This window comes from Stenotrophomonas capsici (genome assembly GCF_034961085.1).
Lineage (GTDB): Bacteria > Pseudomonadota > Gammaproteobacteria > Xanthomonadales > Xanthomonadaceae > Stenotrophomonas > Stenotrophomonas capsici.
Map to the genome: position 1 here is coordinate 1 of NZ_JAYFUH010000090.1, position 6682 is coordinate 6682.

The 6682-nt window shown below is 70.2% G+C and carries 6 protein-coding genes; 3 read left to right on the forward strand and 3 right to left on the reverse strand.

The genetic code is table 11. From position 1 onward, the window contains the following. The 3 genes from VA603_RS08530 to VA603_RS08540 all read left to right on the forward strand — a co-directional run. A partial coding sequence (locus tag VA603_RS08530) for an O-antigen ligase family protein (RefSeq protein WP_323438530.1) occupies nt 1–1220 on the forward strand: 1220 nt, incomplete at its 5' end. Further along, a complete protein-coding gene (locus VA603_RS08535; RefSeq protein WP_323438531.1) occupies nt 1217–2056 on the forward strand; it encodes a glycosyltransferase family 2 protein in 840 nt (279 codons plus the stop codon). The genes VA603_RS08530 and VA603_RS08535, both read left to right, overlap by 4 nt. 23 nt (nt 2057–2079) lie before the next feature. Further along, nucleotides 2080–3201, forward strand: coding sequence for a glycosyltransferase family 4 protein (locus tag VA603_RS08540; protein ID WP_323438532.1), 1122 nt, complete (start codon nt 2080–2082; stop codon nt 3199–3201). Here VA603_RS08540 and VA603_RS08545 read toward each other — a convergent pair. The 3 genes from VA603_RS08545 to VA603_RS08555 form a co-directional block, all read right to left on the reverse strand. Beyond that, nucleotides 3174–4889 carry an ArnT family glycosyltransferase gene (locus VA603_RS08545; protein WP_323438533.1) on the reverse strand — a complete coding sequence of 572 codons (1716 nt, stop codon included), beginning with the start codon at nt 4887–4889 and terminating at the stop codon, nt 3174–3176. The two genes, VA603_RS08540 and VA603_RS08545, sit on opposite strands and share 28 nt — an antisense overlap. A gap of 20 nt (nt 4890–4909) precedes the next feature. Then, a complete protein-coding gene (gene rsmB, locus VA603_RS08550) occupies nt 4910–6253 on the reverse strand; it encodes a 16S rRNA (cytosine(967)-C(5))-methyltransferase RsmB (protein WP_132865859.1) in 1344 nt (447 codons plus the stop codon). Between the two features lie 4 nt (nt 6254–6257). Beyond that, a partial coding sequence (locus tag VA603_RS08555; protein ID WP_425603680.1) for a methionyl-tRNA formyltransferase occupies nt 6258–6682 on the reverse strand: 425 nt, incomplete at its 5' end.

The following is a 6682-nucleotide window of genomic DNA, read 5'->3' on the forward strand; positions in this document are numbered from 1 at the left end:
CGCCCGACCTGAAACCGCCACGCTCCACCATCGACCTGTCCTCCCCCGGGGAGCCAACTGCACCGCGCTGGCGCAACCTGCTGTTCGTGGGACTGCTGGCGGTGATCGCCGGCATGAGCTTCCTGCCGGCCGGGCCGTCGTTCAATCCGGGCAAGCCGTTCCAGTACCTGGCCGCCCTGACGCTGTACCTGCCGGCCTTGATCATCGCCATCGCCCGCCCGGGCCGCTTCCTGGATTTCGCGCGGCGCCCGTTGATGCCCGTGCTGCTGTTGCTGTTCGCCTGGGCCCTGCTGAGCCTGTCGTGGAGCAATGCGAAGCGTCCGCACGATGAGTTCCTGCGCCTGCTGACGGTGGGCCTGTTCCTGTTCGGCTGCACCCTGGCGGTCGGCCGCGACGTGGTGCGCCAGCGCGCCCTGCTGGCCTCCGGCGCCGGCATCCTGGCGGTGTCCGCGGTCGCGGCGATGGTGCACTTCGCGATCAGGCCCACGGTCGACAACCGCCTGGTCGGGTTCGGGGTGATGGCCAACGCCAACCTGTTCGGCGCCGCGATGGCCGCCGGCATCCTGTGGCTGTGGCCATGGCGCTGGGAGACGCGCAATCGCCGCCTGCTGAAATGGCTGGCCATGGGCGTCATGGCGACTGCGCTGATGCTCACCTTCTCGCGCAGCGCGATGCTCGCGCTGGCCTTCAGCCTGTTCGTGCTGCTGGTCGTCCGGCACCGGGACCGTGCGCTGCAGCGGCTGCTGCTGCTGATCGCCGTGGGGTTGGGCATCGCCATCCCGGCCTACCCGGAACTGGCCGAACGCGGCCTGTCACTGCGGCCACAGCTGTTCGCCCATGCCATGGAACTGTTCCAGCAGCATCCGTGGCTCGGCCTCGGCCTGGGCGCCGACTTCACGCTGCCGGTGATCGGTGGCAACGGGCAGTACCAGGTCCACACCCACAACCTGTTCACCCAGTTGGCCGTCGAACTGGGCATCCCCGGCGTGCTGCTGTGGTCGGCGGTCTGGCTGGGCCTGGGCTGGCGTGCCTGGCAACGGCGTGACATTGCCACCGGCCGGGTCGTGCTGGGCCTGTGGCTGTTCGCCACGGTCATGGTGCAATTCGACCTGCCCCACCTGATCGACAGCCCGCGACCCGGTTGGCTGATTCTCTGGCTACCCCTGGCACTGAGCCTGTCGTTACCATCTTCCGGGTCCAAACCGTCCGGGCCTGCATGAAAATCTCGCTGGTGATCCTCACCTACAACTGGCCCGCAGCGCTGGACCGCGTGCTGGAAAGCGTCGCCGGCCAGCGCCGGATGCCGGACGAGGTGCTCATCGCCGATGACGGTTCCGGCGCGGCCACGGCCGACGTCGTGCGGCGTTGGCAGGAACGGCTGCCGGTGCCACTGCGGCACATCTGGCAGCAGGACCAGGGCTTTCGTGCGGCACGCTGCCGCAACCTGGGCATCGCCGCCAGCCAGGGCGACTACGTGGTCCTGCTCGACGGCGACATGCTGCTGCACCGTGATTTCATCGCCGACCACGCGGCCTTCGCCGAGCCCGGCTTCTTCCTGCAGGGCGGGCGTCTGAAGGCCAGTGCTGCTGAAACCGAACGATTGCTGGCGGGGGGCCGGCCGACGTTCGCGCCCTGGATGGACGCCGACTTCCACGAGTTCGATGGCACCCGTCGCCTGTACGCCTTCCGTCAGCCGTTGCTGGCGCGCTGGAAAGCGCGTGCCCGCAACGGCGGCCGGGTCATGAGCTGCAACATGAGTTTCTGGCGCGCAGACCTGCTGCAGGTCAACGGTTTTGACGAACGCATGGAAGGCTATGGCGCCGAGGACCGCGAGCTGGCGGCCCGCCTGGAGAACACCGGGCTGCGCCGACGTGGCCTGAAGTGGGCGGCGCTGGCCGTCCATTTGTGGCATAACTCACGTGCGCCCCCGGACGTGGATGACATGACGTTGCCGAACAACCGCCTGTTCCATGCCACGCGTACGCAGAAGCTCACCCGCTGCACGCAGGGCATCGACACCCACTCCGCTGCACCGCCGGACCCCCGGATCGGCTGACCGCCCTTCCTCCCCCACCCCCCATGAAATTGCTCTTCACCAACTTCCACAGCGGCAGCGGCGGTGGCCACACCACCTATACCCGCGAATTGGCCGGCGCGCTTGCCGCCCGGCACGAGGTGCATGTGGCCGCACCGGGCGGCAGCACGCTGCTGGCCCAGGCCAGTGCCCTGTCCGGCGTGCACGTGCTGGCGCAGCCGTTCCCCAATGGCCTGCGCCGCATCCGCCAGCGGCTGCACGCGGTGCGGCAGCTGCGCGGTTACCTGCGCCGGCACCGCTTCGACGTCGTCCACGTCAACGGCTCGGCCGACCACCGCATCACCCTGGCAGCCCTGCGCGGCATCAGCCCGCGCCCGCGCGTGGTGCTGACCAAGCACAACACCAAGCCCATGCGCGGACCGCAGCACGTCTGGCGCGCACGCTGGCATACCGACAAGGTCATCGCGGTATGCGAGTACGTGCGCCGGCAGCTGGAATCCACGCCGTACCGCGTGTGCCATCCGCAGACCGTCTACAACGGCGTGGACACCGTCCACTTCCAGCCCTGGCCACAGGATGCAGCCACCGCGCAGCGACGCGCGCTGGGAATCGCCGACGATGCGCTGCTGGTCGGCAGCAACGCCGGCACCGCCGGCTACAAGGGCTGGACCGACCTGGTCGCCGCGCTGCAGTTGCTGTCGGCGGCAGAACGCGAACGCATCCATGTGGTCCTGGCCGGGCATCCCCCTTCCGCCGCCCAGCAGGCGGTCATCGACGCCGCCGGGCTGCAGGCGCAGTTCCATTTCCCCGGCCTGCTCGCCGACGTGCGGCCGGTGATCGCCACCTTCGATGCCGGCTTCGTGCTTTCCCACGACGTGGAAACCATCTCCTTCGCCTGCCGCGAGATGATGGCCATGGGCAAGCCGGTGATGGTCACCGACTATGCCGGCCTGGCGGAGAACATCCATCCCGGCGAAGACGGCTGGGTGGTCCCGGTCCATGGTCACGCGGCCATGGCCGCCATCCTGCGCACGATGCTGGAAGACCGTCCGCACCTGCTGCGCATGGGTGCCGCGGCACGGGCACATGCCGCCGCCGAGTTCGGGCTGGAACGCTTCGTCACTGCCACCGAAGCGATCTACCGGGAACTGCTCTCCGCTGGCTGAGCCGCCGCGCGCTCGGCCTCGCTCCGGCACGGCCCACGCACCGCCGTGGCCGGCACCAGCCACCACCCCCGGCCACTCAGGCTGCCGACGTGCTGGCTGCGGCCGCGGTCGATGCAGGCCAGTGCGGCCTCGTCCTGCACCAGCAACCAGCGATGCGACGGCGCGGACTGCTGCCAGGCCACGCCGGCCCGCAGCTGCTCCGGCCACGGCCGCAGGAAACCGAAGTTGGCCACCGGCCGGTCGGCCATCAGCAGGTTCTGTTCCTTCCAGGCAACCAGCCCCAGCTCGACATCGGGCCCGAGGCGCCGCCCGACCTCACGCATCAGCCCTCGTCCGGAGCTGGAGTCGGTGATCAGCGGGTTGACCACCAATCCCTGCAGCACCCACACCAGCGCGAGCAGCGAAGCCAGCACCTGCGCCGGCCAGCGTCGGCCCCAGCGCCACAGTGCCGCGGCTCCCCAGAAGCCCATCACCAGCACCGCGATGCCGATCATCCGCGCCGCCGTCACCGACAACTCACGGCGCTCCAGCAAACCCTGCACGCGCTCGCTGCCCTCGCCCAGCAACACGCCGGCACCGGCCACCAGCAGCACCAGCGTCAACGTCGCGGTGAACAGCAGCACCAGCGCACGCACGCCGGCCTTGCGCAACAAGCCGGGCAACAGCGGCGCCAATGCCAGGCAGAACACCGGCAACGCCGGCAGGATGTAGACATCACGCTTGCCGCTGGGAATGGAGAAGAACACCACCACCAGCAGCCACCAGCCCAGCAGCAACAGGTAACGCGGGTCATGTCGCCGCAGCCGGCGCCACCAGGCCGGCAGCGCCCAGGGCAAGGCCAGCATGGCCGGCATCCACAGCGTCAGCATCACCCCGAGGTGGTACCACGGTGGATTGTGGTGGTCCCAGGACGCGGTGTAGCGACCTGCGGTCTGGCGGAACAGGATTTCGTGCAGGTAGGCATGCCGCCCGGGGTCAGCACTGCCCATCACCGCGGCCAGCAGCGGCCCCAACCACAACGACAGGGCCAGGACGAAGGCCAGCGGCCCCAGCCAGAAGCGCGGGTTGGCCACATGCAGCATCGGCCGGCGCCAGCCCATCGCCACGCAGAGCACCGCCGGCACCAGCATCGCCAGCGCCAGCATGCCCACGCCCTTGGTGATCACGCCCAGTCCGGCGGCGAACCAGCCGATCGTCCACCACCGCCAGTCCGGCCCGCGCAGCAGGTGCCGCAGCAGGCCGTAGTTGGCCAGGGTGATGAACAACAGCAGCAGCGCATCGATCTGCGCCTTGCGGGCCTGGAAGGTGAACTGCAGCGTGAACAGCAGCAACCAGGCCGCATACAGGCCGACCCGCCGGGTCCACAGGCGCCGGCCCAGGTCATGGACGCAGGCCAGCGTGCCCAGCGCCGCCAGCAACGAAGGCAGCAGGAAGGCCACGCGCCAGTCGCGCAGCAGCAGGTAGAAGCCGCCCTGCAACCACATCAGCATCGGCGGCTTGTCGCCATACAACTCGATGCCGCGATGGGGGAACAGCCACTGGCCGCTCTCCACCATCTGCCGGGCGACCAGCGCGAAACGCGGCTCGTCCGAGGGCCACGGATCCCGCAGGCCGAGGCCGGCGGCGAGCACCAGCACGGCGGTGATCGCCAGCAACCAGAATTCCCTGCGCGCCAGATCGTCCCTCATGGCGGCGGATGATAGCCAGCCTAGATGACGGCCAGCTTCACGATCCGGGCCTGGAAGAAACCATCGCCCCCCTGCTCCCCCGGCAGGCGCTGGCGGCCACCGCCATCGTCATGGCCGAACGTGTCGGGCAGTGCTTCCAGGCGTGCATCCGGCGTGCGCGCCAGGAACGCGGCGACCTGCTGGCTGTTCTCGCGGCGCAGGATCGAACAGGTGGCGTACAGCAGCACGCCACCGGGGCGCAGCACCTTCCACAGCGCATCGAGCAGGCGTGCCTGCAACGCAACCAGCGCGGTGATGTCCTCGGCGCGACGATGCAGCAGCACGTCGGGTTGGCGACGGATGATGCCAGTGGCCGAGCACGGGGCATCCAGCAGCACCGCATCGAACGGCGTGCCATCCCACCAGGCCGGGACATCGGCCGCATCCACCGCCTGGACCTGTGCCGCCGCGCCCACGCCGGTGCGGTTGAAGGTCTCGCGGATGCGCTGCAGGCGCCGTGCATCCACGTCCAGCGCCAGCAGTTGCAGCGACGGATCGCGTTCGAGCAGGTGCGCCGACTTGCCGCCCGGTGCGGCGCAGGCATCGACCACGCGTGCCCCCACGGCGGGCGACAGGCCATCGGCCACCTGCTGCGCGGACAGGTCCTGCACCGACACCGCGCCCTGCGCGAAGCCCGGCAGGCTCGCCACCGGCACGGCCACCGGCAGACGGATCGCATCGGCGGCGGCCGGCTCGGCCAGTGCGTCGATGCCGGCGTCCTGCAGCACCGCCAGATAGGCATCGCGGCTGTGCTGCTGGCGGTTCACCCGCAGCCACAACGGTGCCGGCTGCAGGCTATGGGTGAGGATCTGCTCGACATGTGCCGGCCAATCCGCGCGGACCTGCTGCAACAACCATTGCGGCCACGCATCCTCGGCGCGCGCGGTGCCGAAGCCCTCGCGCTGCGCGCGGCGCAACACCGCGTTGACCAACCCGGCCTGGCGCTCGCGGCCCAGCGCGCGCGCGGCATCCACCGTCGCCGACAACGCAGCGTGCGCGGGCAGCTGCAGCGCATCGAGCTGCGCGAAGCCGGCCATCAGCAACCCACGCAGGTCCGCTTCACGCGGGCCCAGCGGCTTCTGCAGCCATTGCCCGAGTGCACGCTCGTAAGCGAAACGGCGGCGCAATGCGGCAAAGCAGATCGCCTCCAGCAGGGCACGGTCGCGGCTGTCGTCCAGCTTCGGCAACGCCGTGGACAACTCGGCCTTGAGCGAACGACCCCGGACCAGCACCGCGGCCAACACCCTGGCCGCCTGCACGCGGGTCTGCACGCCGGGCTGGCGCGCGGCGCCCTTGCTGGCCGGCGCGGAAGACACAGCCGTCATCGCCTCACCCCTCGACCGGCAGGTCGCGGCGGGCGTTGAGGTAGTCGGCGGCGGTGATCGCCTTGCCGCCCTCACGCTGGACCACGCGCAGGCGCAATGCACCCTGGCCACAGGCGATGTCGATGCCTTCGCGGCTGGCCGCGATCACCGTGCCCGGGGCCTTGCCACGGTTGTCCTCGAGCACCACCGCTCCATGGATGCGCACGCGCTCCCCGGCCAGGCTCGCCTCGGCGACCGGCCACGGATTGAACGCACGCACGCGCCGCGCCAGCGCGGCGGCGTCCTGGCTCCAGTCCAGCCGCGCCTGCGCCTTGTCCAGCTTGTGCGCGTAGGTGACGCCGGCGTCCGGCTGCGGGCGCGGGATCGGCTTGATGCCGGCGCGCAGCAGGCCCAGCCCATCGGACAGTACCTGCGCACCCAACTGCGCCA

Bases quoted from the DNA above. Each gene is read 5' to 3' on its own strand.
- VA603_RS08535 (WP_323438531.1), top strand. From the start codon at position 1,217: ATGAAAATCTCGCTGGTGATCCTCACCTACAACTGGCCCGCAGCGCTG.
- VA603_RS08540 (WP_323438532.1), top strand. From the start codon at position 2,080: ATGAAATTGCTCTTCACCAACTTCCACAGCGGCAGCGGCGGTGGCCAC.
- VA603_RS08545 (WP_323438533.1), bottom strand. From the start codon at position 4,889: ATGAGGGACGATCTGGCGCGCAGGGAATTCTGGTTGCTGGCGATCACC.
- rsmB (WP_132865859.1), bottom strand. From the start codon at position 6,253: ATGACGGCTGTGTCTTCCGCGCCGGCCAGCAAGGGCGCCGCGCGCCAG.